Below are 25,625 nucleotides of genomic sequence, written 5' to 3' on the forward strand. Positions count from 1 at the left end.
GGTTCAGTTACTTGGTGCGTTCTACGGCAATGGTCATTTGGACAGACAGGGTTTCGCCGGGCTGCAGCACGCGCACACCCAGCGTATCCGCGTTGGTTTGGTTTACCGCGTTGTTGACGTGGCTCACCGGTTCGATGGCCACAAAATCTTTTTGTGTGGTGGTGAAGACGACCAAGTGGCGCAGGTGTGAGGTGATGCGGGTGTGCAGCACCGGGTCGATCAAATCGACCTGGCCGCTCCAGCCGTCAAAGCAGTTGTCCACCACCAGAGTGGCGCAGTCGGTGTTCAAGCCGGTGCTGGTGCTGTGGCTGATGGGCAGCATGTCGGGGCCATTTTCCCAGCGGCCGGTGGCGGCAAAGCTGATGCGGCTGCCGGGGCGTTTGACGAAAAACGGGTGCCAACCCAGGCCGATGGGTGCGGGTTGGGGCGACTGGTTGGTGGCGCTGAGTGTCATCTCCAACGCGTCGGGGCTGAGGCGAAAGCTTTGCGAGGTGTCGAAGGCGAAGGGCCACGAGGCGTCGGGCTGGTGCTCAAAAGCCAGCAGTGCCGATTGGCCATCGGATTCGAGCACTTCCCAGGGGCGCTGCCAGCCGTGGCCGTGGATGGCGTGGGGCTCGGGCGCGTTGTTTTGTACCAGCGGATGGCTCGTGCCCTGCCACTGCAACGTGGCGTGGCCGATGCGGTTGGAAAACGGCACCAGCGCATAACTGCCGCTCACGCGGGACGAGGCCACACTGGCGGCGGGCGCCGAGCGCAGCACCGCGTCATCGCCCAGCCACAGGCCGGTGATACAGCCGCCGAGGTCGGGCCGCAGTTCACAGCGCAGCGCGCCGTTTTGCAGAACCAGTGGGGATGTCATGGCCGGGGCTCCTTGGCATGGATGGGGCTCCATGATAGGCCGACGCCAGGCAAAAAAATGGCCCGCCGGAACCTTGCGGTTCGTGCGGGCCAAACTTCCTAAGGAGATGAAATCTTGGCAACCTGGCGGCGGTGGCACCGCCAGGCGTAATCCCCTGAAGGATTCGATAAGTCTTGCTTAGCGGTTGTAAGCGGTTTCGCCGTGGGACGTGATGTCCAGGCCTTCGCGCTCTTCTTCTTCGCTGACGCGCAGGCCGATGGCCACGTCTGCAATCTTGAAGGAGATGAAAGCCACCACACCAGACCAGACGATGGTCACAAACACGCTCTTCACTTGGATCCAGACTTGTGCGCCCATTGCGAACGTGTCGGGGGTCAGGCCACCGGTGCCGCCCAGGCTTTGCGAAGCGAACACACCGGTCAAGATGGCACCCAAGATGCCGCCCACGCCGTGCACACCAAACACGTCAAACGCGTCATCCACGTTCAACATCTTCTTCAGGCCGCTCACACCCCACAAGCAGACGATACCGGCCAACAGACCCAGCACGATGGAACCCATGGGGCCGACGAAACCAGCAGCAGGCGTCACCGCCACCAGGCCGGCAACGGCACCAGATGCAGCACCCAGCATCGAGGCCTTGCCCTTGTGCAGGCTTTCACCGGCAATCCACGACAGCGTTGCAGCAGCAGTAGCCAACACGGTGTTGACGAAAGCCAGGCCAGCAGAAGCGTTGGCAGCACCGGCGGAGCCAGCGTTGAAACCGAACCAACCCACCCACAGCAGCGAAGCGCCCACCATGGTCAGCGTCAGCGAGTGCGGCGTGAAAGCTTCTTTGCCGAAGCCGATACGCTTGCCCACCAAGTAGGCACCCACCAAGCCAGCGACACCGGCGTTGATGTGCACCACAGTGCCGCCTGCGAAGTCGAGTGCGCCATCAGCGCCCAGGAAACCGCCGCCCCAGACGATGTGGGCGATTGGCACGTAGCTAAAGGTGAACCACAGCACCGAGAACAACAGCACAGCGGAGAAGCGTGCGCGTTCTGCGAAGGCGCCGACGATCAGCGCCACGGTGATGGCGGCGAACGTGCCTTGGAAGGCGAAGAACACATATTCAGGAATGGTGATCAGAGCCCCGAAGGTCTCCAGGTTCACACCCTTCAAGAAGATCTTGTCCAGGCCGCCGATGAACTTGCCTTCACCGGAGAACGCCAGGCTGTAGCCGTAGATGGCCCACAGAATGCTGATCAACGAGAAGATCACGAACACTTGCATCAGCACGGACAGCATGTTCTTCGAGCGGCCCAGGCCACCGTAGAACAAGGCCAGGCCGGGGATCGTCATCAAGATCACCAACAGGGTCGAGGTCAACATCCAGGCGGTGTCGCCGGAGTCAAGCTTTGGCACCGGTGCCGGTGCGGCAGCAGCGGGAGCCGATGCATCTGCAGCAGGGGCTGCAGCTGCTGCTGGTGCAGCGTCAGAAGCGGGGGCTGCCACAGCAGTGGCTGGTGCGGAAGCGTCGGCGGCGGGTGTTTGCGCCATCAAGGTTGGGCCGACGGCCAACAAACTCAGGCCAAGGGCCAGAGAAGCAATTAGTTTTTTCATGAGATAAGTTCTTTCTGAAGGGCAGAGCGACTTACAGCGCTTCTTTACCGGTCTCACCCGTACGGATGCGTACGACTTGTTCGAGGTTGAACACAAAGATCTTCCCGTCGCCGATCTTGCCGGTGCGGGCTGCGCCTTCCACGGCTTCGATCACGCGGTCGACGAGTTCGTCGGCCACTGCCGCTTCGATCTTCACTTTGGGCAGAAAGTCCACCACGTATTCAGCGCCACGGTACAGCTCGGTGTGGCCCTTTTGACGGCCGAAGCCTTTGACTTCGGTGACGGTGATGCCTTGGACGCCAATACCGGAGAGGGCTTCGCGCACCTCGTCGAGCTTGAACGGTTTGATGATGGCCGTTACGAGTTTCATAGATAGTTCCTCTTGTTCGATCAGAAGCTGTACTTGACGCCAATCAACCCGCTGTCTTTACCCAGGAATTTGCCGTTGGCTGGGCTGGCGTAGAAAGTTTTGTCGGCGTTGGTGCCCACGGCCGTCAGGGTGACGACGAAGCCGTTGGCGAAGTCTTTGCTCACGCTGAGGGAGTAGTCGGTATAAGAAGCCGCTGCCGTGCCGTCGATGCGTTGGTAGCCAACGTGTGGCGTGACGCCCCAACCGCTGCCCAGATCGAACGTGGCGGCTGCTTCCAGGTAGTAGGAGCCCTTGCTGTCGGCCACGCCGAAGGTTTGCTTGGTCACCGATTGCGAGTACTTCACGGTCGCAGGGCCAAACGTCAACGCGCCATAGACTTCCGTCGTGTTGGGCGTGGTGCTGAAGTTTTCGCTTGGGTATTGGTAGCGCAGCACACCCACGTCATACGAGAAAGATTCGGTGATCGTGCCCTTGTAGCCGCCGTAGAAGTCCAGTTCCACCGGGCCGTCGCCACCGGGAATGTCTTTCAGGATCTTGATGGTCGAAGCCCACGTGCCCAGATAGATACCGCTCTTGTGCGAGAAATCGATGCCACCTTGCAGAGCCGGCTTCAGGCGAGATTGCGAAATGCCACGGAAACGGTAGTCTGAAACAACTCCAACGTTGAAAGCCAGGGTGTAATCTGGCTCGGGCGCCGCGGTCTGCGCAAAAGCGCCACTCGATACTGCGAGCGTTGCGAGGACCAGGGTTTTGGCGGCTGACAATTTCATGTTTGGCTCCGGATTAGTAAAAGAGTGATGACGCAGTCCCTAAGCATGTAGCGTGCCATCGGCTACCACTTGTTACGGCTCGTCAGTGCCTCTGTCCCATACGGTGTTCTGAAATCAGAACAAGTGACTGTGCACCACTTGAGTGCGCAAGTAAAACGGTTTGTATCTCCATCCAAGAGGTGCACCGATTTGAACAAGCAGGATGAAATGAGCCTTTCTTTGGTGCAAAGTCGATCTCTATTGGGGCTAGAGGCGCCAGCGGTCACCGTTGAGGTGCATTTGGTCAACGGTTTGCCGAGTTTTACGCTGGTGGGGTTGGCGGATATCGAGGTCAAAGAGGCGCGAGAGCGTGTGCGTTCCGCCATCCAAAACGCTGGACTTGAGTTTCCAAGCAACAAAAGGCTTACAGTCAACCTGGCTCCAGCCGACCTGCCCAAAGAATCCGGCCGCTTTGACTTGCCGATCGCGCTGGGCATCCTGGCGGCCAGTGGGCAAGTTGATGGTGCAAAGCTAGCAGGGTATGAGTTTGCCGGGGAGTTGTCTTTGTCTGGTCAACTGCGGCCGGTACGTGGCGCGTTGGCCATGGCGCTGGCGCTCGAAACCCAGGGCATCGCGACCAAGATGGTGTTGCCGCCCGAAAGTGCCGAAGAGGCCGCGTTGGTGCCTGGCGCCGAAGTGTTCCGCGCTGAACATTTGTTGGACGTGGTGCGCCAATTCCGTCCAGCCGGCGCAGCACACGGGGTTGATGAAGACGACAACCCCGGTTGGACCCAGGCTGTGCCCAAACCTGTGGCGACGAGCGTGCGCTACGCATGTTTGTCCGATGTGAAAGGCAGCGCCGCAAGCAAGCGCGCGCTGGAAATTGCGGCGGCCGGTGGCCATAGCCTGCTGTTGGTGGGGCCACCGGGCTCAGGCAAGTCGATGCTGGCGCAGCGTTTTGCAGGTTTGCTGCCGCCCATGACCACGCGCGAGGCCTTGCAGAGTGCGGCGGTGGCCAGCATCAGTGGGCGTTTTGGTTTGGACCAGTGGGCCGTTCGACCGACGTGTAGCCCGCACCATACGGCCAGTGCCGTGGCACTGGTGGGTGGCGGTTCGCCGCCACGCCCTGGTGGACATCATCAAAGTTACAGCACTTAGTTACTTAACAAAATCAAATACTTATGGGGCCTGCTATCAAGGTTAAGCTTCGACAAACATCACAGTTAGGACGATCTTTTGCAGCGGTGCTCAGGGTTCCCCAGCCGACGTAGCTGGCTAGATCGCTCTGTCGATTTCAGATGCTCAGCACATCGTTGGCCGCCTGGTCAAAAACGCACTGGCAGCAACTTAAGGGACGCCTGGGCAAGCGTCGACTACGGGCGCGCTTTATCCACGCTATTGAAGGAGCCTATCTGACGGCCCCCATTTCGATCATGCGGCTCTACAAAGAAAAAGGGCCGCCTATTGGCGGCCCCGCTGAGCGCGTTTAGCGCATCAGGTGCGATCGTAGGTCGCGGCAGTAGGGGCAATGCGTTTCACCGCATCAATCCCCACTTGCGCAGCCTGCTTGGTCGTATAGACCTCCGAGTGACACAGCTTTTCGCCGTTGTTGGCCTTGAGGTGCCAGAAGAAACCGCCGCCATTGGCGCGAAAAATTTCAAACATAGATAACTCCTTGTGTAATGAGAAAGTGGAGGCAAGATTTGCCTTCGCCAAGCGTTGTGATCAGTGCACGCACTCGTACAGGTTCAGAAGATTGTTCGGACTCTCTCCATCCGCGTTCGTCTTCAAGTACTTGTGGCCGTAGCGGCTCACCGCCACGATCACATCGACTATCTGCCCACCCGCTTTCACGAAGAACTGGTACTTGCCAGCCTCGATGTGCTGAATGGCGGCTTCCTGACTGAGCTTCCAGTTGGTGCCGTCGCCGTTCACCCCGCCAACCGCACGGATGCGCTCATGAGGGTCGTACCGATCACTTTTGTTGACACATTTGATCTCGTGTCTTGTAGCCATGGCTATTCCTTTCATAGGAATGCGCAAGGCCAGTCCGGAGAAACTGTCCTTGACGTTAAAAATGGCCACCGCTTACACTAGAAGTGCTACCAACCAGCTTTGCGGGCTCCGGCCTTCATCGCTTGCATCGGACCAGTCGTTTTGGCGAACGACTGGTCTTTTGCTTTTTAGGTGTCCTGTGCTCCTGTCGCGCTTTGCTTCTTCAGCTTGTACACGCCTTTGCGCTTGGGAATACTTTCCACCAATCCTGTCACCTGCATCCGATAAAGCTTGTTTGCAAGCTTTCTCCGGTCTTCCACGATGTACTGGTGGTCGCGATAGAGCCCGACCATCAGTTCATCCAAATTCGCAATACCGGCAAATCGTCCTTCGAGCGTCTTGACGATTTTTTCCTCTAGCTCGTCGAGCTTGGTCGCCACAATTTGCTTGCGCAATATTTCTGGCAGATCAGAAAGATCACCCAAACGTCGGCCCAAGTCCTTGGGAATTGAATCGTCAGTGCTCATGTATTCGCCTTTATTGGGTCAAATTCTAATACGTCCACCGGATCCCGTGTCAAGCCCCATTCTGCAATTTAGGCTAGGGCCACGTCATTTTCGCAATTGCGAAGCATCCGCTTGATAACACTTGTTATCAATGGCTCTTCGTAGTCAATGATTCCTCAACCGTTTGTTATCAAAAAATCAACTCGTACGGTGACTCTTGTTACCTATGTAGCTATAGAGTTTTAGCAGCAACTGTTCCTCTATAACAATCCTCATAAGTCACTGTGCAGACGTTTGCACAGGGTGCTATTAAAACTAGCACTAGCCAAATTTCTTTTATATCAATAACTTAGCACAAGCTAAGTCCAAGAAAAGCTCTTTAGGCTTTGCTAAACATCTTTAGGCGTTTGAACGCAAACAGGGCCAGAAACTTCCTTCCTTGGTTGCTTGAAATGTTTAAAGCTTGTCCAATAAGTTATCTTGTTAATTAGTTAACTGATCATGAGTACACGATTCCAACCGCTAAAGAAAACTGCTGGTATTCGAACGACTAACCTTGGTTATGTCCAGCCTGGACGCATAGACAAGAAGGCCTTGGTTGGCTACTTTTCAAAAGATGCGCACAAAGTAGTGAGACAACTCGCGCTAGATTTAAATAGGAGCGTCGAAGATCTTATGGCAGAAGCTTTTCATGATCTTTTAGTTAAGTTAGATCAACAAGAACAAGCAATGCTATTTAAGTTATAGGAACAGACTTTAGCTAAAACTAATTAGAGATAACTTTAAGCGGTAGGAAGAGATACGTATTCCTAAACTTAAAAACAGCCACAGGGCCAGTTGACAGTTCCGCACGTGCCGGTCTTCGACATGACAGCGTCTATAGAGAACTCAGCGAACGCGGCAAGATCGACGGCCAACAGTCGCCCTTCGCGGCAGGGCCTGTCACCCCCGCGAGCTGTGTGTTCGAAATTCCTAACATTAGTGGCCACCCTTGATATCAATGTTTGGCAGAACGAACATGCTTTGCCGCTGCACGCTTCAATGATACGATAACTGTATATAAATACAGTATTGGAGTTCGTAATGGACATTGAACTACGCGGCTATACCGTCAGCTTGCGTGATTACCCAGGCCAAAAGATGGTGGCCGAGACGCGTTATGCGCAAGTCCTGGAGCGTCAATGCGGTGGACCAACGGGCATCATCGAGACACTTCTTACTTTGCAACGCCTGGAAGACGCACCACCCGAAGAGGCCTCCACGGAAGAGCTGGCCGCGATGCGGCAAAGCCGCCACGGCGGCACGCTTGGCGGGGTATCAAGGGCTCGGCGAATCAGAGACGGCCTTCTTCGAGGTCCGCATCACCTGAATGGCATGCCAAGGAGATCACAGCCCCATCGAGCTGTGATGCCCAACACTTAGATGTGTGAGGTTTCCAGCAAAGAAACGGTTTGACGGGCGTGCTGCAGCGCTTCTTCAATACCCTGCTGTGATGCCAATCGAGTCGCCAATTGTGCTGCTATAGCACTTAGACAGTGATTGAGCACCTTTACCGGAGCACCCAGCTTCTCCCGCTCATAACGGCTCAGGCAGGTGCGATCCACCCCTAAGATTCGTGCGAACTCGTCTTGCGTCAGCGAGCCACGGGCATGACGAATCAGTTCGCCCTGGGTGCTGGGCAATGAAAAAATAGGGTGTTGTTGTTGCACGATATGTGTGACAATAGCACATATCCGTAGATCGAAACAAACCTCTACCATTGAGGCTCGAAAGACCATCATGGCAAGCGCATCCCAAGTCACTGAATTGCTTCGTGCCTTCATCCGCAAGGAAGACGACCATTTTTTAAAGGTCGCCTTGCAGGTGGCCGCCGTCGAGGCGCAGCGTGGCCACGTCAAGGTCGCGGCAGAGATGCGCGAGCTGATCGACCGTGCGCGCACCCAGGTCGAGCCGCGTCAAACGGCTCGCCCCATGCCCTTGGCGCAACCCAAGGGCGAATTGGCCGAGTTGCTCAGTGCCCAGTACCCGCAGCAGCCCCTGTCCTCCATGGTGGTGTCGGCCACCGTCGAGGATCGCCTGCAGCGCATCCTGAAAGAACAACGCCACCACGAGGCCTTGGCAGGCCACGGACTGGAGCCGCGACGCAAGTTGTTGTTGGTCGGTCCCCCCGGCACCGGCAAGACACTGACGGCGAGCATGCTGGCCAGTGAGCTGCGACTGCCGCTGTTCGTCGCACGCTTTGATGCCCTGATCACCAAGTTCATGGGCGAGAGTGCATCGAAGCTACGCTTGGTGTTCGATGCCCTTAAAACCACGCGCGGGGTTTACCTCTTTGATGAATTCGACTCGCTCGGTTTGCAACGCGGTAGTCAACACGATGTGGCAGAGATGCGGCGCACGCTCAACATGTTCCTGCAATTGATCGAGCAAGACCGCTCGGACAGCCTAATCGTGGCAGCGACCAACCACGGGGCCTCGTTGGATGCCGCATTGTTCCGCCGCTTTGATGATGTCATTCGCTACGAGTTGCCCGACCAGACGCAGGCCGAGATTCTGCTGCGCAACAACCTGGCCCTGCTGGCGGATCCCACGCTGGACTACACGACGCTTGCACGCAAAGCCTTGGGGTTATCACACTCCGACATCGTAAAAGCCTGCGCAGACGCCATGAAGGACGCCGTCATCGAAGGCGAGAAGGTAGTTGATCCGCAACGCGTCATCCTGCATTTAGATGAACGCGCCTCCGGCCAGCTTCATTTGACATAAAAGGAATGCGGCAACATATCGACACATATGTTGCATTGGGCTTAGAGTGAAGGATGTGTTTACATCCAGATGACAATCCATGCCCGAACTAGATCATCTTTTCGCCGCAGGCTTCACCGACACCCAAAACTTCAAGTCCATGTTGTCGGCCCCGAAACGACCGACCGAAGACCGCAATCGTGCCCAACACGGCGCAGGATTGATGGCCCAGCTTCAGGGGCTGAAAAACCGGGTTGAGCAGCTACGCACCACCCGCGCGGAAAACGGATTCTCATCAGACCAGGGCGTGGCGATCTCCTTGGAGATCTATCCACCGGGCGCCCTGGATGCGGGGACCAAGTTGGAATGGAAACGTGACGGTATTGAGGTACTCAACGTCACCAACCCTGGACAGGGTGAAGTCATCACCGTCTTCGTTCCAGACGGAAAACTGGCGGCATTTGAAACGCGCGTAGCAGACTACTTGAATAAAGACCTGCCCCCCAGAAAGGAAGGGGGCAAAACCAAGCCGAAAAATGCCACCCTGATCAATGCGATCAGCACATTCCGGCAAGCCGCCTTTGCAGAACTCTGGACCGACCATGCGCCTCTGCCACAGGAACAGGAGGAGCGCCATTTCACAGTCTGGCTGCGATTGGGTGCCTCCACAAGCAAGGCTGTGGCCACAGCCTTCCGCGACGCCGCAACCCCGTTGGGCATTGAAGTGCAACCAGGCTACATCAGCTTCCCTGGCCGCGTGGTGGTTGCGGTGCACGCAACACGTGCGGCCCTGGAGCGCTCACTTCAGTTGCTCGACCTGGTCGCGGAAATCCGCTCCACATCGCCCTCGGCGACTTACTTCCTCGCCGATCTGAAGCCATTTGAGCAAGCACCTTGGGTACAAAACCTCGCACAGCGCACCGTCTATCCTGCGCCGGAAGGGGTTCCGTTCGTCACACTACTGGATACGGGCGTAAACCGCGCCCATCCGTTGTTGGATCCGCTCATCGCCGCCACTGATCTGCATGCCGTGGACCAGGCGTGGCCCACAACCGACCGGAACGGCCACGGCTCCTCCATGGCGGGTGTCGCGCTCTATGGCGACCTGCGCGTCCCACTGACTTCGCAGGACCACCACTTCGTCTATCACCGGCTGGAGTCGGTCAAGATCCTACCTGATCAAGGTGCCAACTCGCCACGACTGTATGGCTGGACGGCGAGTGAGGCCATACGCCTCGTGGAAGCCGCCGCCCAAGGGCGAAAGAGAACCTTTGCGATGATGACCACTGCCAGTGGTCCCACGGCAGGCATGCCCTCGGAGTGGTCCGCCACGATCGACCGCCTGGCCTTTGGCCTCAATGGTGATTCGCTCTCCACACTGGATCTGCCCGCAATTGTGGATAAGAAGCCACTCTTGGTGCCTCGACTCTTTGTACTGGCCGCTGGCAACGTCCCCGTAGACGACTGGCGCGGCTATCCCGCTCGCAACGATGTGGAAACCATCGAGGATCCTGCGCAAGCCTGGAACGCGTTGACGGTCGGGGCCTACACCACGCAAGTCACGTTCGATCAAAACAAGTGGCCTTCGTTGACACTCATCGCGCCAAAAGGGGCGTTGGCCCCCGCCTCACGGACCTCTGTAGGCTGGTCGCGGTCATGGCCTCATAAACCAGACGTCGTGGCCGAAGGGGGCAACGCCTGCCTGGATGGACGCATGGCCCATTCCGTGACGGTCGGCCCGGAAGACCTTCGGGTACTCTCCACATCGCACGAACCTCACAAGGGGCTCTTGGCGGAGACTGGGGACACGAGCGCGGCCACCGCGGAGGTCGCGCGGCTGTGTTCGCTGTTGCACCATCGATATCCCACCTTCTGGCCCGAGACCATCCGGGCATTGGTGGTGGACGGAGCGCAGTACACCCCTGTGATGTTGCAGCCGGGACCTGCAGAGCAAGGCCAGTTCGCCCGCGAGGCACTGGTCGGACGTTACGGTTATGGGCGTGTACGCCCCGAGGTCTCGTTGAACTCGTCTCTTCACCGTCCCACGGTGGTGCTGCAGGAAAGCATCGTGCCGTATCTACGCGACGGTTCCAAACGCAAGCTCGGCCACATCAACATGCACGAGCTGCCCTGGCCTCGACACGAGCTGGAAGCTTTGGGCGAGGCCGAAGTGGACCTCAAGGTCACGCTGTCCTACTTCATTCAACCCAACCCCAGCAGACGAGGTTGGCAAGGCAAGTTTCGTTATCAGAACTTTGCGCTTCGTTTTGCCATCAGGGCGGCATCGGAGACGTCCGAGCGGTTTCACCAACGCATCAACAAAATCGAGCGGGACGAGATGGGGGATTTGCGTGAAGACTCGATGCCCGATCCCGACAGCGCAGGGTGGTTTCTGAAAAGTCGTCTGCGCGCGCGAGGATCCTTGCACTCCGACACTTGGAGCGGCACCGCGACCGCGCTGGCCAACAAATCGGAGATTGCCGTTTTCCCCATTGGGGGCTGGTGGAAAGAGATCGGCGCCATGCTCGGAGAGGACGTGGAGCTACGGTACGCGCTGGTCGTATCGCTCGAAGTGCGCAATGCCGCCGACGTCGATATTTATGTGCCGATTGCCAATGCCATCGCGATTGCCACTCCCGCCCCAATCGTGGCCGACATCGACACACCTTAAGAATTGCTGTGGCGTTGCAGCTTGACCGGTGCAACAGTTCTACCAGGAGCCCACTTGTTGAACACACCGAACTCATTACTGCCGCCCCACGTTGTTCGCGCAATAGACGCCGCCAAGCGAGCACTGGCCGACATTGAGCCAGCAGGCCCACCGCACTCAAAGAACGAAGGAAAGGGTCTGATTCTGTCTGCGAGGACCAAAGCAAGTCACGAACTACCAGCCTACTATCTCGTCTATTTCCTTTTGGTTGACGCGCTCACGTTTCCGAGACTGGGGCAGTGGGAGAAGTCTGCTTGGACTGTGCCTATAAGGTATCGCGGAAGACTGTTCGGAATCGAACACCGTAGATCAGGTTTCGGAATCTTCGCCCCGAACCTTGAGTCAGGTGCCAGAAGCAGTGGAACTCCAACGGAGCAAGCAGAGCAAGACGCAAGCGCCATCGCAGATCAAATCAAAATTGCAGTTGCGGCCGCCGAACCGTACTTCGAGTGGCGAGCCCAACAGGCTGTTACGACTTCAGATCTGAACGTGGCTAACAAGAGTGAAGTACTTTTTGACCGCTATGTCTACTTTCGAGACTCGTATCGACGACTGGTCGAAGAAGCGATCCGGAGACAGGGCGAAAGCGTAGTTGAGGAAAGCAGCCTGAGTGCAGAATTGAGGGTAACCAGTGTGTTTTTTCCCTCACGAGTCCTTCTTAACGAAGCAAGATGGAACGCGCAAGCGGCAATTGAGGCCTTTTTTAGTTGGACGGAGCATGCCTTCATTCACTTATCGGTTCTGCAGGGTAGGCTGAAGACTGGTGCCGATGTTGCTCGGCTCGCAGAAGCTGACTGGAAGACAAAGTTCAAAGCTGCGCTGGATGTCGCAGAAGCTCAAACGAAGTTGCACTACGACACACTCCTAGATCTTCGCGCTCAAGTGCGTAACTTTGTAGCCCATGGCGCCTTCGGGAAGCGTGGCGAGGCCTTCAGTTTTCATACCGGGGCCGGAGCTGTACCAGTTCTCCTCACTAGCGAACATCGCCAAAAGTTCAGTCTGGGCGGCCGTCCGCCGTTCGAAGAAAAAACTGCCATCGACCAAATCGAGGATTTTTTGCAGTTCTTATGGTCAGGTCCTTGCGCACCGGCACAACACTACCTGTCAAGCGGAGTCCCGAGCATCCTGACATATGCGGCCGATGGAACGTACACAAATGCGATGAGATCTGCAACTGAAATGGAGTCATTCGTCATCGGGCTCATCGATCAGTTTGATCGGGCGGCGAATATGGAATGGTAGTCCACCGCAATAGCTAATCCCTTTGTCGATAGGACCGAGCGCGACTTCCGGATAGTTCTCGGTAGCATCGAATGTCAATTTCGCTCATTGTCGGACTTGGAGGTACCTAGATCATCCCCCCATAAATTTTTGACATGGGGATGGTTTGACGTGATTACTTGGGCGGCTCAATATCGACAAACAGAGCACAGTGGTCACTAGCCTCGACATGTGGGTCATCACCCTTAGGCTTGCTGATCGTTCCTACACGTTTCCCGGAGTACTGCTTGCAGTCGCTGGAGAGCCCGCCACGGAACACATCGACCTTAGAAAGTCGACTCTTCAAACGTTTATCAACCAAGATGTAATCGAGTTGGCTGATCGATTTTTTGCTTGAATAGTAGTGAGTCCATCGATTTGAGGGGTCTTCAATCTTCTCACTAGCATTAAATAGCGTGCTCCCATCCAACAGTGGATCAAGACTGCCGTCGTACATCTCGCCAGCGATGTCCTTGTTCAAGTCACCCAGTACGATGGGATAGCGCTTCCGTTTGCTTTTGATGGATGCAGCAATACCGGCAACGATCAGAGCTTGATTTCGTCTCTTCTCAGATGTGGAGTCTTGCTCCTGTCCTCTTTTACCCCTGATCTCCTGAGCCTTGAAGTGATTGACGAGGAACGTGTAAGGTGTTCCGTTGATGTCGATGTCGACTTCCAAGCAGTCCCTCGAGAAGGCCGCTTGGCCAAGTCGCCCCTTCATGTCCAACAGGTTGGTGGTAGGAATGATCGAGGTCCCGTTTCTGGCCAGATCTGCATTTGAGCGAATGGCAACAATTTGAGCCTGAAGCCCTTTTCTTATGAGCAAACCAACGTCAATGGCTCGAGGATCATTGCCGTCGACCAATACGCATCGGTCGTATGCATTTTTCATGTACTTCGCGTTGAAGAGGCGAAGGGCGGTCAGATTCTCAACCTCACACACTGCCATCACATCAGCGTTGACTGCTAGAGCAGCCAGCGCGGTGTTTTTGCGCTGTTCCTCCGCGATCGGTTGCGGCTTGATTCCGGTGCCGCGCCCTGGCTGAAATGCCACGACGTCGTTCATTTTGATTCTTTCCGCGTAATCCTTCGGCTGCTGCTCCGGTGGTTTATCGAGGAAGGGATAGCGACCAAAGAGGTTTTCTAGATTGAACGTAGCAACCCGCAAGACCATACGATTCCCCCCAGATTTTTTGAGACGATTCGACTACGGCGCGTAGGATGCTTGAAGAAACGCTTGATAGCAAGTATTTCAAACGTGATTCCGCGCTCCGTTCTACTCGCGCCAAAGCGATTGGTGACTCACCAAAGTTTGCTGCAGCCGGAACACATGAGGCGAATGCACCGAGGCCCGCGTGTCGACCTCACTGTAGGTGTCACCTTTGTCGCTCAAAAAATCTCGTATCTATTTCAGACCCTTATCGAGACTTTCAAGGAGCTGCGATAGCCGAGACACGACTACTGTTCCGTGGTTTTTAACTTGCTTCTGGATATGAGGTGCCATGAAGCGATCCGCGCGGAAAACGTCGACATACGGTGCATAGAACGCGTGCATTGCGTCTACTGGTTGGCTGTCGCTTGGAGCTTCTTTGCGTCCGCCTCCGACATTGGTCCAAACTGACGAATACAGTGATCTGACGCCCGAGGTTAAACCGGGGCAGCAGGTTTCGATATCAGCTACCTCGCAGTCTCCAAGGTCAATGCCACTGAGGTTTGCCAGTCTCCGGGTCAAACTTATTAGCTGCCCTTGTTCCATCTCCCGCCAACGTAAAGTCATCTGTCCACTCTTCGCAATCGGGTCGACATCGGGCTCGGATTCCAGGAGCAAGTTAATCATCTGCTCGGAAGCACCAACCAAGGCACGCATTGCATTCCCCAGTTCGCGTCCAGGCTTGCGAACAATATCTGCGATGGGACTCGATATCGCATGCTGAGTGGTAAACCACTTCATCATCCAACGAGGGTCTGTGAGGCTGTTGCTCAAGGCGTCGTGGAACTCACGTTCAGTCGCTCGCCCAAAAGCGTAACGTGTCATGACGTCCGCATATTCTGGACGCATCGGGTACTTGGCCATGATCTCTTGGGTCACGACGGATGGGTCCTGCTGCTCGAGATGAGCGACAAATGCGGATCGTGGTTTTCCGTTCTTTATGATTCGTCGGGCACTGGCGCGGCGTTCCTGTCGAGACAAGCCCATCTCTTTCATATCGGCTTCAGCGGTTTCACGCATTTTTTCCCAAACGGATACCGGCTTTTCATCGAGGGGAATTTCGGGAAACCATCTTCCACGTGCGTCGAACATGCTCTTTGGTGCGCCCGACTTCTGTGTAAGCGCTTCTGCTTCTGCGAGTACCAACCGATCAAATGAAACCAAAGCATTAGAGGCACAAAGTTCGCTGAGCAACTCGGCTTTTAACTCAGCGAGATGCGAAGCATCTGGAGTGGTTGCAATGGACTCACAGACTGCGGCGGCCGAGAACGCAAACTGAACTTGATTTGATTTTGCTAGATGGAGTAACGCATCTTTCAGTTGTCTGCGCTCGAAGTTGTCCAGCTTGGGATCTGTGAGTGTCGAATAGTCTTGTGAATCCAGATAGCAGGTGAGCATATGGAAATGTACCGTGGCCGTCCTTTGCTAAATGTCTTGGGGTGATAAATATCCCGAATCCGACACCAAGGTCCAGAAGATCGATGGCTCTCGAAGTAAGGATGGATCGATGGTTGAGTAAGCCTTCAGAACATACCGTCGAGCAGAGCGCGCTACGTCCTTAGAGCCATGGATGGGTAAAAACAGCAAATTGGAAGAGCGTTGATATTTGGCCCTAGAAATTCGCATCTCTAGATAACTTGAAATCCAAGTCTTAAGCCGATCTCCTGCGTTTATCAGGACTGGCAGATTTGTCGGCAAGCTCGTCAATGCGATGGTTACTTGCCCAGTAGTCATTGCAGATACATCGCTCAAACTCACCTTCCGCAATACTGAAATTGTCAATATGCATGCATCACGCAAGCAAACCTCTTTGGAAGTAGAGCGATAGTAAGAAGTAGATAAACACTCGTCGATCGTTTGCAACACGCAGGACAATTCGTCGGCTGTCCCGACCCGACGGCGAAGTTGCAAGCAGCTTATTGCGGTGGCTTGTGAGCCGAGCCTTCGACAGAGTTCGGCCTTCGTGACTGCGACACCTTGCGCCTGTAGGAGACGCGTCGTCGCGGTAACGTCAGCGTGCGTAATGCCGCGTTTCTGGAGACTCAGCGAGTCTTTCACGATTGCGTCAAACCACGGCGGAAGCTGCGCACGCTGAGGTGAGAAATGCTCGGCGGTTACGTTGGCTGAAACGCAAAAATCGATCAGCCGACTGGGCCATTCGGCGAGTAGGTAAGCGGCGGCGTTCACCAATGGACCACGTTCTTCGACAGTCAGATCAAGAAGGTTGTGTGGCCTATCTGTATCGTCGAACATTTGAGTGAGTTCCACGAACGGCCCGGGTGACTTGCGGATTTGACGGTGTGAACGATTACGCAGGAACAGGCCCGCGATACCACTGATTGCCCGGAGGTATTCCTCCGCTGATACGACGACACCATCTGTCAGTTGCGCTGTGCCAGTGCGTATCATCGATAGCAACTGAATTGCAACGCTAGGATCGTCGTGGAGAACAGACCGTGTACCTAGTGATGCACCGCACTGGAAGCAGCGTTCAAATGTATCGGGGTATTTTGGGGAACTGGCTTGAGTGGACCAAGATGGCCAGACGCCAGCGCCGCATGTTGGGCAACGGTCCAGAAGTCTGCAATGGTGGACCTCGCATGTTGTGAGAAATCCCAGCCGCCAACTCAGTCGAAAGTAAGGCACCTGGTCGCTGTGAAGACACAGCGGACAATATACAGGACCAAATGCGAGGGCACCAGAGCTGTAGCGAGAACGCAATAGCCACTCCGGATGCCTTCGGGTGCCGACCGGTCCTAAGGCAACCAGTGAAAAGCTCTCGAGCGTCATCGATTTGAGCGTCTCTTCCGCTACATCAAATGACCACGCGAGCCACTTTAGTACATCAGAGCTTCTGCCAACGTCATGATCACTTCGGCGCAGCTCCTTCTCGAAGAGCGGGAAGAACTTGTAGCCGTTTGCTTGGCCCGCTCGTTGCCTCCATGAAGACAATGACTCGCCAGGCATCGGCCTTGGTCGAACTAGGTACTGAGATCGACTATTCATCTTCGTTCCACGAGGGGGAGGGCAATACTTTCCACCAGTCGAACGACGCTGTAAGTTGATGGCTGCAAATGTAAAGCGAGGCGAGGCTATTGCAGAGGTCCGTACGCGAATAGAGAGAAAGCGAACGTTGATCTATGGCATTAATCACACGAAGTAACTTAGAACGACCAACCTTGTGCAGTAAATCAGAGAGCGTGACAAGCTGAAGATTCTTTCGTGATGGATAAGAAGAGATAGATTTCAACGACTCAAGAAAAATTTTCAGGTCGGCCTGTCGAAAACGCATGTGTCCCGGGAGGAGATAGTCTTCGAATAGAAACGACAGGGGTAGTCGACCATTCCTTGCCAGCAAGGTTAGGAGATGCTCGGGGCATTTCAAAAAGTCTGCCGCTTGTTTACGCGAAATCGTTTCCTGAAGAAGCAGGCAAGCTCGATCTAAGTGCTTTGCGTCGATATATTGGAAGCGACGGCCCATGCTGTCCGGTAGACTTCTGATGACGGGAAGAACATCGTTACGGATGAGGTTTTTTACGACTTGGTAGCCCAGGCCAGAAACCTTACAAAACCTGTTGGGAGTTACCATTTCCTCGTGTTTGTAGGCGAATGGTTTCCTGGAAATTTCTCTTTCGGAAGAAAATGAATTTGATTCACCGTTTAGCAATGCTTTGAGTACTGGGAATTTTTTTGTTTTCAGCCACCGGTGTGCTTTTGCTTTTGCGGCTACATCGTCAAGATCAACGTGTTGGCTAAGTGCTGAAATGAAGCTACTGGGCCAGTTCCCAAACCAAGTGTCAAGCTCTGCGAGTTGTTTTTGAGTACCAAATTTTGGTCTAAGGCCACGCCCAGGAATGCGACCTTCGCGCTTAAGACTGACCAGCGTTTCCGTCACAAGGGCCGCTTGCAAGTTGGCTATTGAGTTTGGGTTTTGAGCATCACTTGATTCAAGGAGATTGCTGGATAGAGCATGATTGAAAGCCTCAAACCATTTTGGCTTTTCGAGCGCCTTGATGTCTCTGTAGTTGAGACCACATTCGCACCTGTCCCAACGTTTTCTAGAGTAGTTGATACTTCGATGACATCGGTCGCATTCGTCAACTAGTAAATTGCCATGCTTCTGGCAAGCTGAAAATTGGCGGCGCTCCCATACGGCAAGGATGCATGGAACAAGCATTTCTTGGAGGCAGCTCGGACACACGCGGCTTCTCGACCCTTTGGTAGTCCAAGCATTTTCTCTAAATCGCCGAATATTCGTAAGATCAGGAGCTTCTGATTTTCGCTGTTTAATGTCGATTCCGAGGGCACTCAAACACTCCCATTGGGGAAATGCAATAAGTCGCTTGACGGGGTAATGAAGACGCTTGGCAATTGCTTCAAATCCAAAGTATCCATTGGCATTTGATAAGCGCAAAAGAAACCCTATCCAAGACTCTCCCTCTTGTGGTGTGGGGCGCAAGAGAAGATACTGGGTGTCCTTAGAAGAGATATCTAAATGACGACGCTCTACATTTGGCAAATGTTCAGCTTTCAAAGTACTTCCGCCTTGAATGTCCGCTTTCATTGCTTCCCTCCTGGAGGCGATTTATAGAACGGTTCTCCTTCACGATTAAGGTAGCGCATCACAAAGTTTCCATCGAAAGGATTCGCCCCCTCTAGCACCTCTCCATGTAGATTGATGTGGCCCATCCTTAGATCGTCGATTGCAATTTGCTCTCGACCAGCAGTGACGGACAGTGTCAATCCTTCCAAAATTAATTCGTTTAGGTAATGAAAAATCCCGTTTGTGGCAAAAAAAAGGCGGCTCGCTAAATGGGGCATAGAAAGATTAGAGTCTTCTGCCAGTGGCAGCCGCTTGTCTATTTCAAGGAGGAGGCGAAGCCAGCGCTTTCTTCCTTCTTCTGTTTCAATCTCAAAGTAGCGAAGTCGACGCCTTGCCATCACTCGCCGCTTAACTTGATTATTAAAAAGCGTGACTTCCTCAGCCTCATGGGTTCCAAGGCAGACGAAAATTAACGCTAAATCATCGAACAAATCGCGAAACCAATTGCCGATGACACGCACTCCGGGCTTCCCTCTTCGCTCTGGTACGTCTTGAAAATTATCGACAACCAAAAACCGTGTTTTGCATTCTTTGAGCAGGTGCAAAGCCCTGCGACGGTTCTCTTTTTCCTTGCCAGTGTCACAATCAGGATCTCCTAAGCCGTTCAGCAACTCCTTGACTAAGTTTGCACTGGTACAAGGTCGGGGAATCTCCATCTGCACGACTGGCTGGTATGTGATCTCTGTGCCTATATGAGCTGGCCACCATTCGTGGAATTTGGCACAAAGAGTAGATTTGCCGGCACCTGGTTCACCGAGAATAAGGTAGCCAAAACTGCGGCCACTGAGGCGTGAGATCTTCTCCTTACTTTCAAGGACTGACTTGATATCCGCAACATCTGGATGCACGATAAAAATCCTGATGAAGTGTGCGAGACGCTTTTCTAAATCGACACCATGCCATTCAGTTCGACTCGATGATCCATTGCTCATAGAAATTCGGTTGTAGGTATCGCCCAGCCTGGATCGCTGAAATCAATTTCAACCTCGTTCATGGCGTCAACAGCAGCTTGAAGCGCGGTTATTGCAACGATCTGCGGCTCTTTGGGTTTGGCTTTGGGCAAATCACCGATGCGCTGAGCTGTACGCCGGTGAAGCAGTTTTTTTGAAGTGCTTAGCTGATTGACCAAGGTACGGAGCTTTTCGCGTCCGGACACGAGATCCTCTAGGTTGGGATTTTTGATGCCGCGCTCACGGCAACATTTAAGAATCAGTTTTTGCTGCCATTCGGTCAATCCTTCTAGATAGTCCTTGTGCTCAACACAGGGAACAATGAAGTAGCAATTTATGAATGGGTTCAGTACGTAAAGCTTTGAGAGATCAAAGGGATGGGTCCGTATGTGAACCTTAGCTTTTGAGCCCAATCGCCGTCGCAAGACGGCAAGGGCGTCAGATTGGTACCGTAGGCCCATTCGTAGTAAGCCTCCTGATTCACGAAATGTGAGGTCCTCTTCGAAGGTGCACAGCAGTTTCAGCGCCGAAGGATCTCGTGGCAACAACGGCTTGCATAACCGGAAGTCTGCATCCCAACCTTGGTGGGGTGTCATGCCATTTTTTCGTGCCTTCATGGGATAGGTGTCCGTCGCCCACTGCATAAAGAACATGCGGTAGTCATTCGTGGTCATTACCGCGCTATGGGGACCTTCTTTCAGACCATCTCGATCTCCCTTCGGACCGCGCCAGCCGGGAAGTGTTGGAGTGAACTCGGTCTTTACGACATCATTGAGATGTTCGACCTGAGTCTTGCCAGTCGGCGTTTTTGGTTTGGACCAACTCGGTATTGATCCAACGCTCGCGATGGTCGCCTCAATTTGGTCTACGTGGTTGTATAAGGCGTTGTCCATGATCACTTGCGCAGGGACACCATAGGCCTTCCATGGGTGTTTGCACAGTGCGTACATCGGATCGCTCATGTTTTTCGGTGAGATCGCGTTGACTAGACATGAGAGCGCGCTCCACGTCGATCTCGGCTTTTCGCTGAGTTCAACTCCAAGGATCTCAGCCGTATGTTCATCGACCCCTAGGGTGAGGTTGGCTCGTCCCCAAGGAAGACCAGTGACGCCATCAATCAGAAAAACTTCGCCGTCGGTGTCGTCGAACTGAGCCACTTCCAAAGCTTCTTCGCCACAAATTCTGGGTGTCGTCTCACGATACTCCCGCTGAGCGTAGGTCTTTGATTTATTCCGACACGCAAGTTCAAATGACGTAAAGGCTTGATGCACGCGTCTGCTGACGGTCTGTTGGCTCGGCGCGGTGGCAATTTTCTCGGGATGGATTCGGTTCCATTGGTTGACCGAGTTTGTGACCGCATTCGAAATCGCAGAAATGAAGACCTTGCGCTTTTTCTCTGCAGTGATCCCTGCAAGTGCCTCCGTTAAAAAACCTTCACCAATGGGACACGTACGCGTTTGCCCTTTGCCACCGCGTTGCGCCATATGTGACATCAAGACTCGAACATCTCCTCCGGCATTTGCGACTTGGCGCCAGAATTTTTGGATTGTGCGGGGGCGAAACTGAATCTCATTTTGAAGTCTTGGTGCAACGTGGCGCGTTTCCAGTTCGAGGTCGTCGAGATTTGAAACTTCTGTCACACCTCGTTGTTGAAGTGCTCTGATCCAGCGCACTTTTGACAAAAAATCCTTCAACCCGGCAGCCGAGCTCATCGCAGCGGGAAGCTTTTCGATCAGTTGGGTTTCTTCGGATATCTCTGAGAGGATGACCTGCTTAGAAGCCTCAAGAATTTGATTGGAAATCACAACTCGCTGGCCCGCAATGTCGGATAAAAGATCGATCTCCTTGATCAGCTTTTGAGCCCCTGTGTCAACTCGCTCAATGACGACGATTCCACTCTCATTTGCGCTTTCAACGATCTGGCAGCGCATTCCACCAACGCTCAAGATCAGGCCTGGCTCCAAGGAGAGATGCGTAAAAGTGTGGGTTTGGATTTGCATAGACTTGAGTTCGGACATTTCTTTTCTCCAACAGATTTAGATGTAACCGGCCGTTCCATACACTCGCTAATACCTCGTCTTGGTCATAGCCCTGATCGATCAAATCACCGAGTGACAATGGTGTTTCTTCAAGTTTTCGAGTCAGCGTTTCTAGCGTCGAGGGGGCAACATCTTTCAGACGTCTCCTGCGAATCTGTCGGACGTTGTGCCACACCACTCTGGTCAGATGCACTTCTGATGTCCAGACCACGTACCGGATCTGCTTTTCATTCAACACGGCATGAAGCCGCTCAGCAGTTCGCTCCTTTTCTGCGGTGTAGAAATTAGATGACTTCACCTCCACAACGAACTGTTGGGAGTCATGCCACTCAAAAATGAAATCGGGTATTGCGGCCATTCCGTATAGCTTGCGATCCATTTCAAATGGCTGCTCTTTGAAGCGTCTAACTAAGCCCGCCGAAAACAAAATTTCCAGAAACAAATATGCGGTGAGCTCGTTTCCCCCCTCAATGCCAACGGATCGTTCTAACGCATTCGAGGGAGGGCTAGCTCGTTGGGTTGAGCGACTTCTTCCGCGCGGATCTCTGGCCGGTGCGGATGTATAGACGTGGTCAATCCACCCGTTGCTTCCAAGTGGCATGTCGCAGTGCCACTTCATTTGACGGCTTTGCTGTCAAGGAGTCGGTGAAGCTTTTCCACGGCTGATTTGCTCGTGGGTGAGCATTTCGGCGAGTACCTCACCAGTCCCTGAAACGGTGGCGGCGTCGGGTAGAGCGTGCATCGCTGAACGTTTTGCGCGTCTTTTTTGCGGTCGTCTTTCATGTTTTGCTCCACAAGGTTGCTCACCCCGGCATTTACGGGGTGTCCACTGGATGGCACAAACGATGAATTGACCCTCCGCACAATCGCGGATAAATTAGAGATGTGTTCGGTTCCGTAGGTCACTCACCGCGGATCTAGCCGATTTCAGGGAGGGACACCCTGGAATCGGCATTCTTATTTCTACGCACATTGCGCAGCAGTCTCAATCTCTGAGAAGTGTTTTAGCTTGGTGTCATTTCATGCCAAGTTCCTTCGCAATTCTTGAGCTTTCTCCTCGCAGACACTTTCGGTCACCTCGAAGAATTTCGAATACAAGCCGAGGGCTAAAGCCTCGCTCACGCGCCCAAGCTGAAACAGTGATGCCCGCCTCTACGAAGTGTGCTTTTGTCAACACTTTCTCTTTCGAGCCCCTTAAGCCGGTGACGCTCGGAGTGGGATTTTTGGTCAAAAGTGTCATCGCTTCTTATGTAGAAGATGGGCTAAGTGAGTTGTGCAAGGGTCTTTGCTTTCCATCCTATTAAGGAGGTGGAATTAGTTCTAGTGATCAAACCTTACATATCACTTGATAGAGAAAAGAGCACACATTTCTATCGGCTAGCCGATGCGATCAATCGCGCTGATCAGATCGTCAGTCAACAGGCGCTTCTTGGAGAAAATGGCATGATTTGTAATGTCTTTTCTCCTACAAAGATCTCTCAATCTTTTCTTCGCTAAGCAGATTTGTAGGGAGGCACAAGAAATTACCGTTTTGTTTTTGACGAAGATTCACTATCATTTTTATTTGTAAAAAAATGTATTGGTGAACCTGTGGAAGCTATACCTTGTGGGTGGCCGTATGTGCACAAAGAACAGGCCAACTGATTCGGCACGAAGCTTGAGTTCCGAAAAGGTCGTGTACTGAAAAAGGTGTGCCTTATCGCTTTGTCTTTTCCAAAATTCTTTTGAAAGGTGCATAGTGCTGTTCCAAAATCTGGATAAGCAATATGACGAGTGCGACTCTTTCCGAGCTGGTGGCTCGTTACAAGTACGTGTTCGGCTCTCCTGGGAAGATGGCATCTCCCAGTGCGAACTCTTCTATTTGCAATGCTGATAGGCCGACGCCTCACGCGAAAAATGATTGATTTCCATAACGAACGAGCTGCGCCATCCATCGAGAAACAGCCTCGTGTCGAGTTGACGAAATGGCGAGTTATCGAGAGCGCGACCGGGGATCGCTACATCTTGGCGCTTTCGCCTGAGGGCGTCGCACGCGTGACCAGTGCGGTATCTCGCCTCGATCCGAGCACGCGATCAGCCATCACGTCCTCCGGCCGGATCTATGAGTTTCTGCACCCCCCGGAAGTCGAGCCCGTCATACGTGTCGTGCTGCGCTTGAATGCGTTTCGCTGTGGCTTAGGCTCGGCTGTGGACATCAGCGATGCGGTCTGGACATCTTTTCGATCGCTTGAGCACTAGGTTGGTCGGAGGTCGAGTGATTGGTTGTAGCGATTTGCCCCCCCCCCCTTTTTACCTCGCGGAGTTTGCGTTCGAGGCGGTCACGAAACCGTGGCAAACCGATCATCCATCCGTTATTTAAAACCTGAGTGGTATCGACTTTCTCGGAGGGAAACGCCACAAAGTACCGTTCGCTGCTTTTTCTCAACTGTTGCGTCTCGACTTCAAACTCACGACCGAGAAGCATGGAGGCGACGCGAAAGACGTTGGCATCGCGGGCATCCGTTGGCACAACAGGTTCCCCTCGGGCCACGCTCACGCAACGCTGTACCAACAGGGCTTCTTGTTCACGCCCAGTTAGCGGCGCGGACGGTGCTTCGGTCATAGATGTACCTTGGAACAATATGGCATGCGCGATGAGCCCATTTGATCGCTGTGCAGCGCGCAACAAGCGTAGCGTTTCAGAGCATGTAAAACCACACTTGTTGCGTCTGTAGCATTGAACCGCAAATGGCTATGTAATGCCACCATGAGTCCGTCGTCCATCCACCAACCTTCTTCTGCGCATCGTGACGCCCTGGCCGCGATCTGGGGCACGCTAGGCCGCAGCGAAGTGCTTGCTCCCGAGGCGGATCAGACCTCCTCGGATGCCTGGACGAAGTGGCGGCCGGTATCGTTGACCGATCCGATGGCCCACTCAATCGTCCAACGTGGCGTCTCCAGCAAGACATTGGATCCGTTAAGTGATCTTCTCGGCATGGATCTGAAAAGCTTGGCTGGATGCCTCGATCTGCCGCGCCGTGTGGTGGTGGGACTGGCTGCTAAGGATAGACCGCTGCCGACGCATGTGGCCGACGGTGTGATGCGGCTGTTGCAGTTGGATCAGATGGCCACAGCTACCTTTGAGTCGGATCAGGAGGCCGTGTGGTGGTTGCGTACGCCGCATCCGATGCTGAACGGCGAGTCACCGTTGGCGGTGGCGAAAACATCATTTGGCGCCCAGCGGGTCAAAGACATTCTGGTGGCGATACAGCACGGAGGCGTGCTCTGACAGCATGCAAGCAGTACAACTATCGGGTCTCGCCGTGGCAGTCTGCACTGTCCAGCAAAAGGGCAGCGTAGCGGTTTGCCCCCCCCCCTTTAAATTGGAGTTTGCACACTGGAACTCCCAATTGCAGGGGGCCATTTTGTTGAGGCCTACTCGCAACTGTTGCCGTTGAGGCGTAAGCGCCCGACAAATCCATCTTGATGTGATTTTCTCTGTCTCGCAACATCGTGTGCACGCAACCCTCGTGCACAGTATGCTCAAAGACTCAGACATTGTGAGCTACACCGCCAGGCGCACCCACCAAACCTATACTTGGTGTGGCGGCCTTGTGTGTGGCGACTTCAGTGGCCAACAACAGCTCAAGGTGCGGGGCGCCACCGAAGTCGGTTGACTGGCCCATGGTGGCTCCCCCGATTATTTTGTGGAACTTTGACCATGGAAATCTCCGAAAACGCCGATACAACAATTCCCATCCGGTGCTCGCGCTGCGATTGGCTGGGCATCCGCGTCCAAGGAGACTACGATTTCGCGTGCCCTGTCTGTTCCGGTCCAGTGAACTCAATGCAGCAAAAGGGGCTGGACGGCTTGCGGACGCAATATCGTTTGCTGTCGAAAATCGGCTACGCCAGCCATTTGACGCGAGAGCAGCGGGAGGTAGAACGGAAAAGGCTCGAACTTTTCTTCGAGAGCCTTGGTCAACCTTTGTGAGCATGGAACCGGACTACCGCAACTCCGTGCTGTTCGGATTACATTGTCGAT

25 protein-coding genes and 2 pseudogenes are annotated in these 25,625 nt (G+C 54.1%); 8 read left to right on the forward strand and 19 right to left on the reverse strand.

From position 1 onward, the window contains the following. Positions 1-7 precede the first annotated feature (7 nt). The 4 genes from ACPWMG_RS00305 to ACPWMG_RS00320 all read right to left on the reverse strand — a co-directional run bounded on the left by ACPWMG_RS00305 (position 8) and on the right by ACPWMG_RS00320 (position 3,604). Positions 8-859, reverse strand: coding sequence for an aldose 1-epimerase (locus tag ACPWMG_RS00305; protein ID WP_483302678.1), 852 nt, complete (start codon positions 857-859; stop codon positions 8-10). 177 nt (positions 860-1,036) lie between these two features. Next, positions 1,037-2,464 (reverse strand): ammonium transporter, encoded by a 1,428-nt coding sequence (locus ACPWMG_RS00310; protein ID WP_483302679.1) that lies wholly within the window; start codon positions 2,462-2,464, stop codon positions 1,037-1,039. Positions 2,465-2,495: 31 nt separating this feature from the next. After that, entirely contained in the window at positions 2,496-2,834 is a 339-nt protein-coding gene (gene glnK / locus ACPWMG_RS00315) for a P-II family nitrogen regulator (RefSeq protein WP_422832721.1), read from the reverse strand. A gap of 20 nt (positions 2,835-2,854) precedes the next feature. After that, the gene (locus tag ACPWMG_RS00320; RefSeq protein ID WP_483302680.1) at positions 2,855-3,604 is read right to left on the reverse strand and encodes a TorF family putative porin; all 750 of its coding nucleotides are present in this window, start codon (positions 3,602-3,604) and stop codon (positions 2,855-2,857) included. Between the two features lie 207 nt (positions 3,605-3,811). On the opposite strand from ACPWMG_RS00320, the pseudogene ACPWMG_RS00325 reads away from it, so the two are divergent. Then, a pseudogene (locus ACPWMG_RS00325) lies at positions 3,812-4,723 on the forward strand (YifB family Mg chelatase-like AAA ATPase); the annotation flags it as partial. 354 nt (positions 4,724-5,077) lie between these two features. Here ACPWMG_RS00325 and ACPWMG_RS00330 read toward each other — a convergent pair. The 3 genes from ACPWMG_RS00330 to ACPWMG_RS00340 all read right to left on the reverse strand — a co-directional run bounded on the left by ACPWMG_RS00330 (position 5,078) and on the right by ACPWMG_RS00340 (position 6,105). Then, entirely contained in the window at positions 5,078-5,248 is a 171-nt protein-coding gene (locus tag ACPWMG_RS00330; protein WP_483302681.1) for a YegP family protein, read from the reverse strand. 60 nt (positions 5,249-5,308) lie between these two features. Then, entirely contained in the window at positions 5,309-5,668 is a 360-nt protein-coding gene (locus tag ACPWMG_RS00335) for a DUF3892 domain-containing protein (RefSeq protein WP_483302682.1), read from the reverse strand. Between the two features lie 98 nt (positions 5,669-5,766). Next, positions 5,767-6,105, reverse strand: coding sequence for a hypothetical protein (locus ACPWMG_RS00340; RefSeq protein WP_483302683.1), 339 nt, complete (start codon positions 6,103-6,105; stop codon positions 5,767-5,769). Between the two features lie 480 nt (positions 6,106-6,585). On the opposite strand from ACPWMG_RS00340, the gene ACPWMG_RS00345 reads away from it, so the two are divergent. Both ACPWMG_RS00345 and ACPWMG_RS00350 read left to right on the forward strand, forming a co-directional pair. Beyond that, positions 6,586-6,831, forward strand: a complete 246-nt coding sequence (locus ACPWMG_RS00345; protein ID WP_483302684.1) for a ribbon-helix-helix domain-containing protein — start codon at positions 6,586-6,588, stop codon at positions 6,829-6,831. Between the two features lie 336 nt (positions 6,832-7,167). Further along, the gene (locus tag ACPWMG_RS00350; RefSeq protein ID WP_483302685.1) at positions 7,168-7,506 is read left to right on the forward strand and encodes a hypothetical protein; all 339 of its coding nucleotides are present in this window, start codon (positions 7,168-7,170) and stop codon (positions 7,504-7,506) included. On the opposite strand, the gene ACPWMG_RS00355 is transcribed toward ACPWMG_RS00350, so the two are convergent. Further along, positions 7,503-7,865 carry a helix-turn-helix domain-containing protein gene (locus ACPWMG_RS00355; protein WP_483302686.1) on the reverse strand — a complete coding sequence of 121 codons (363 nt, stop codon included), beginning with the start codon at positions 7,863-7,865 and terminating at the stop codon, positions 7,503-7,505. The genes ACPWMG_RS00350 and ACPWMG_RS00355 overlap by 4 nt on opposite strands. Between ACPWMG_RS00355 and ACPWMG_RS00360 the strand changes: the two genes are divergently transcribed. The 3 genes from ACPWMG_RS00360 to ACPWMG_RS00370 all read left to right on the forward strand — a co-directional run bounded on the left by ACPWMG_RS00360 (position 7,864) and on the right by ACPWMG_RS00370 (position 12,781). Next, positions 7,864-8,850 (forward strand): AAA family ATPase, encoded by a 987-nt coding sequence (locus tag ACPWMG_RS00360; RefSeq protein WP_483302687.1) that lies wholly within the window; start codon positions 7,864-7,866, stop codon positions 8,848-8,850. The genes ACPWMG_RS00355 and ACPWMG_RS00360 overlap by 2 nt on opposite strands. A gap of 79 nt (positions 8,851-8,929) precedes the next feature. Beyond that, on the forward strand, positions 8,930-11,500 hold the full coding sequence (locus ACPWMG_RS00365) for a S8 family peptidase (RefSeq protein WP_483302688.1): 2,571 nt from the start codon (positions 8,930-8,932) through the stop codon (positions 11,498-11,500). Between the two features lie 57 nt (positions 11,501-11,557). Continuing rightward, positions 11,558-12,781, forward strand: coding sequence for a hypothetical protein (locus tag ACPWMG_RS00370; protein WP_483302689.1), 1,224 nt, complete (start codon positions 11,558-11,560; stop codon positions 12,779-12,781). 154 nt (positions 12,782-12,935) lie between these two features. Here the strand turns inward: ACPWMG_RS00370 and ACPWMG_RS00375 are convergent, their stop codons facing one another. The 10 genes and pseudogenes from ACPWMG_RS00375 to ACPWMG_RS00420 form a co-directional block, all read right to left on the reverse strand. Further along, positions 12,936-13,973: an endonuclease/exonuclease/phosphatase family protein gene (locus ACPWMG_RS00375; RefSeq protein WP_483302690.1), complete on the reverse strand. Its 1,038-nt coding sequence runs from the start codon at positions 13,971-13,973 to the stop codon at positions 12,936-12,938. Between the two features lie 231 nt (positions 13,974-14,204). Continuing rightward, a complete protein-coding gene (locus ACPWMG_RS00380) occupies positions 14,205-15,407 on the reverse strand; it encodes a hypothetical protein (protein ID WP_483302691.1) in 1,203 nt (400 codons plus the stop codon). A gap of 27 nt (positions 15,408-15,434) precedes the next feature. Then, on the reverse strand, positions 15,435-16,277 hold the full coding sequence (locus ACPWMG_RS00385; protein WP_483305362.1) for a hypothetical protein: 843 nt from the start codon (positions 16,275-16,277) through the stop codon (positions 15,435-15,437). 369 nt (positions 16,278-16,646) lie between these two features. Then, positions 16,647-17,015, reverse strand: a pseudogene (locus ACPWMG_RS00390) (TniQ family protein); the annotation flags it as partial. Next, positions 17,008-18,573, reverse strand: coding sequence for a TniQ family protein (locus tag ACPWMG_RS00395; RefSeq protein WP_483302692.1), 1,566 nt, complete (start codon positions 18,571-18,573; stop codon positions 17,008-17,010). The pseudogene ACPWMG_RS00390 and the gene ACPWMG_RS00395, both read right to left, overlap by 8 nt. Beyond that, positions 18,570-19,544 (reverse strand): ATP-binding protein, encoded by a 975-nt coding sequence (locus ACPWMG_RS00400; RefSeq protein WP_483302693.1) that lies wholly within the window; start codon positions 19,542-19,544, stop codon positions 18,570-18,572. The genes ACPWMG_RS00395 and ACPWMG_RS00400 overlap by 4 nt, the downstream gene beginning before the upstream one ends. Beyond that, positions 19,541-21,580: a hypothetical protein gene (locus ACPWMG_RS00405; RefSeq protein ID WP_483302694.1), complete on the reverse strand. Its 2,040-nt coding sequence runs from the start codon at positions 21,578-21,580 to the stop codon at positions 19,541-19,543. Before ACPWMG_RS00405 ends, ACPWMG_RS00400 begins: the two co-directional genes overlap by 4 nt. Further along, positions 21,474-22,220 (reverse strand): hypothetical protein, encoded by a 747-nt coding sequence (locus tag ACPWMG_RS00410; RefSeq protein ID WP_483302695.1) that lies wholly within the window; start codon positions 22,218-22,220, stop codon positions 21,474-21,476. The genes ACPWMG_RS00405 and ACPWMG_RS00410 overlap by 107 nt, the downstream gene beginning before the upstream one ends. 396 nt (positions 22,221-22,616) lie before the next feature. Next, a complete protein-coding gene (locus tag ACPWMG_RS00415; RefSeq protein ID WP_483302696.1) occupies positions 22,617-22,841 on the reverse strand; it encodes a DNA-binding protein in 225 nt (74 codons plus the stop codon). Between the two features lie 954 nt (positions 22,842-23,795). After that, complete coding sequence (locus ACPWMG_RS00420; RefSeq protein WP_483302697.1) at positions 23,796-24,203, reverse strand: hypothetical protein; 408 nt, start codon at positions 24,201-24,203, stop codon at positions 23,796-23,798. A gap of 144 nt (positions 24,204-24,347) precedes the next feature. Between ACPWMG_RS00420 and ACPWMG_RS00425 the strand changes: the two genes are divergently transcribed. Further along, complete coding sequence (locus ACPWMG_RS00425) at positions 24,348-24,869, forward strand: antitoxin Xre/MbcA/ParS toxin-binding domain-containing protein (RefSeq protein WP_483302698.1); 522 nt, start codon at positions 24,348-24,350, stop codon at positions 24,867-24,869. 262 nt (positions 24,870-25,131) lie between these two features. Here ACPWMG_RS00425 and ACPWMG_RS00430 read toward each other — a convergent pair whose 3' ends face one another. Next, complete coding sequence (locus ACPWMG_RS00430) at positions 25,132-25,266, reverse strand: hypothetical protein (RefSeq protein ID WP_483302699.1); 135 nt, start codon at positions 25,264-25,266, stop codon at positions 25,132-25,134. 35 nt (positions 25,267-25,301) lie between these two features. On the opposite strand from ACPWMG_RS00430, the gene ACPWMG_RS00435 reads away from it, so the two are divergent. Continuing rightward, positions 25,302-25,574: a hypothetical protein gene (locus tag ACPWMG_RS00435; RefSeq protein ID WP_483302700.1), complete on the forward strand. Its 273-nt coding sequence runs from the start codon at positions 25,302-25,304 to the stop codon at positions 25,572-25,574. Positions 25,575-25,625: the final 51 nt, after the last annotated feature.

Origin of the sequence: Hydrophilobacter chitinilyticus, assembly GCF_049860745.1 — a bacterium.
In the GTDB taxonomy this organism is placed as follows: Bacteria; Pseudomonadota; Gammaproteobacteria; order Burkholderiales; family Burkholderiaceae_C; genus Rhodoferax_B.

What these genes read in the sequence shown, in the direction of transcription:
- ACPWMG_RS00320 (WP_483302680.1), bottom strand. Translation starts at nt 3,604, where the DNA reads ATGAAATTGTCAGCCGCCAAAACCCTGGTCCTCGCAACGCTCGCAGTA.
- ACPWMG_RS00395 (WP_483302692.1), bottom strand. Translation starts at nt 18,573, where the DNA reads ATGAAAGCGGACATTCAAGGCGGAAGTACTTTGAAAGCTGAACATTTG.
- ACPWMG_RS00415 (WP_483302696.1), bottom strand. Translation starts at nt 22,841, where the DNA reads ATGACACTTTTGACCAAAAATCCCACTCCGAGCGTCACCGGCTTAAGG.
- ACPWMG_RS00400 (WP_483302693.1), bottom strand. Translation starts at nt 19,544, where the DNA reads ATGAGCAATGGATCATCGAGTCGAACTGAATGGCATGGTGTCGATTTA.
- ACPWMG_RS00430 (WP_483302699.1), bottom strand. Translation starts at nt 25,266, where the DNA reads ATGGGCCAGTCAACCGACTTCGGTGGCGCCCCGCACCTTGAGCTGTTG.
- ACPWMG_RS00435 (WP_483302700.1), top strand. Translation starts at nt 25,302, where the DNA reads ATGGAAATCTCCGAAAACGCCGATACAACAATTCCCATCCGGTGCTCG.
- ACPWMG_RS00380 (WP_483302691.1), bottom strand. Translation starts at nt 15,407, where the DNA reads ATGCTCACCTGCTATCTGGATTCACAAGACTATTCGACACTCACAGAT.
- ACPWMG_RS00360 (WP_483302687.1), top strand. Translation starts at nt 7,864, where the DNA reads ATGGCAAGCGCATCCCAAGTCACTGAATTGCTTCGTGCCTTCATCCGC.
- ACPWMG_RS00410 (WP_483302695.1), bottom strand. Translation starts at nt 22,220, where the DNA reads ATGAAGTGGCACTGCGACATGCCACTTGGAAGCAACGGGTGGATTGAC.
- ACPWMG_RS00365 (WP_483302688.1), top strand. Translation starts at nt 8,930, where the DNA reads ATGCCCGAACTAGATCATCTTTTCGCCGCAGGCTTCACCGACACCCAA.
- ACPWMG_RS00340 (WP_483302683.1), bottom strand. Translation starts at nt 6,105, where the DNA reads ATGAGCACTGACGATTCAATTCCCAAGGACTTGGGCCGACGTTTGGGT.
- ACPWMG_RS00330 (WP_483302681.1), bottom strand. Translation starts at nt 5,248, where the DNA reads ATGTTTGAAATTTTTCGCGCCAATGGCGGCGGTTTCTTCTGGCACCTC.
- ACPWMG_RS00405 (WP_483302694.1), bottom strand. Translation starts at nt 21,580, where the DNA reads ATGTCCGAACTCAAGTCTATGCAAATCCAAACCCACACTTTTACGCAT.
- ACPWMG_RS00355 (WP_483302686.1), bottom strand. Translation starts at nt 7,865, where the DNA reads ATGATGGTCTTTCGAGCCTCAATGGTAGAGGTTTGTTTCGATCTACGG.
- ACPWMG_RS00420 (WP_483302697.1), bottom strand. Translation starts at nt 24,203, where the DNA reads ATGACCGAAGCACCGTCCGCGCCGCTAACTGGGCGTGAACAAGAAGCC.
- ACPWMG_RS00350 (WP_483302685.1), top strand. Translation starts at nt 7,168, where the DNA reads ATGGACATTGAACTACGCGGCTATACCGTCAGCTTGCGTGATTACCCA.
- ACPWMG_RS00305 (WP_483302678.1), bottom strand. Translation starts at nt 859, where the DNA reads ATGACATCCCCACTGGTTCTGCAAAACGGCGCGCTGCGCTGTGAACTG.
- ACPWMG_RS00310 (WP_483302679.1), bottom strand. Translation starts at nt 2,464, where the DNA reads ATGAAAAAACTAATTGCTTCTCTGGCCCTTGGCCTGAGTTTGTTGGCC.
- ACPWMG_RS00375 (WP_483302690.1), bottom strand. Translation starts at nt 13,973, where the DNA reads ATGGTCTTGCGGGTTGCTACGTTCAATCTAGAAAACCTCTTTGGTCGC.
- ACPWMG_RS00345 (WP_483302684.1), top strand. Translation starts at nt 6,586, where the DNA reads ATGAGTACACGATTCCAACCGCTAAAGAAAACTGCTGGTATTCGAACG.
- ACPWMG_RS00425 (WP_483302698.1), top strand. Translation starts at nt 24,348, where the DNA reads ATGAGTCCGTCGTCCATCCACCAACCTTCTTCTGCGCATCGTGACGCC.
- glnK (WP_422832721.1), bottom strand. Translation starts at nt 2,834, where the DNA reads ATGAAACTCGTAACGGCCATCATCAAACCGTTCAAGCTCGACGAGGTG.